The 865-nt window shown below is 37.7% G+C and carries 1 protein-coding gene; it reads left to right on the top strand.

What is annotated here, in order from left to right; all coding sequences use genetic code 11:
• Positions 1-833, top strand: an 833-nt coding sequence (locus DW826_RS18420; protein ID WP_242994153.1) for a transposase, incomplete at its 5' end; no start/stop codon positions are given.
• Positions 834-865: the final 32 nt, after the last annotated feature.

The raw sequence follows: 865 nt of genomic DNA, 5'->3' as shown, positions 1-865 counted from the left end.
CGAAAAAAAAACAGCAATTGATCCGGAACATACAGGAGTATTGGGCGAAACAAAAGAAACCGCGGCTAAAAGGCGCAGCAGATGCATTTGGAATATCGTCAGTGACAGCAAAGAGGTATCTGTCCATGACGCAGGAAGACATTTCCCGTCTGGATCATCCCAATCATTATAAAAAGCGGGAATCACCGATGAATGCGTGGCTAAATGTCATTTATAAGATGATGGCTGATGGTTGCAGCAATGAACTGATTTATTTTTATATAAAGCGCCAAAAAGCATTTCACGAATCTGAGCGCAACCTTGCAGACTATATTTATCTTATCGGAAAAAATAATTTTCCAGACAGAACCCCGTTCAATGCAAAAACGGTTATGGAATGGGTGTTACCACCTGAAGTGATAATAATCACCAGGACAGATTTGCTCAAATATATCCTGACCTGTAATCCTAAAACGAAACGTGACCCCAATATTGAAAAATATATTGATCAGATAAAAAGCCAATATCCTGTTGTAGAAAAAGTTGAATCTATGTTCAAAGAATTTCATGCATTATTAATGGGGAAAGACGAAGCAAAACTGGATGAATATTTGGGAAAGTATGGTGCGAGTGAGATAGAATCTTTTTGCAATGGAATAAAAAGGGATATCACTCCGGTCAAGAATGCGATATCCCTTTCTGTAAGCTCTGGATTTGTTGAAGGAAACAACAACAAATTCAAAGTCCTCAAACGTATTGTATATGGTAGAAGCGGATTAGTCAATCTGGAGAAAAAATGTAAATTGGCTTTCCTTCCTAAGAATCAGGATTTTTCACTTTCTTCCTTGTTGTAAAACAAGCTGGTATCGAATTGATACCAGCTAAT

Source organism: Clostridium sp. AM34-11AC, assembly GCF_003435375.1.
Classification (GTDB): domain Bacteria; phylum Bacillota; class Clostridia; order Lachnospirales; family Lachnospiraceae; genus Pilosibacter; species Pilosibacter fragilis.
The sequence above is the reverse complement of the archived record's forward strand: the minus strand, read 5'-3'. Positions and strand labels throughout refer to the sequence as shown.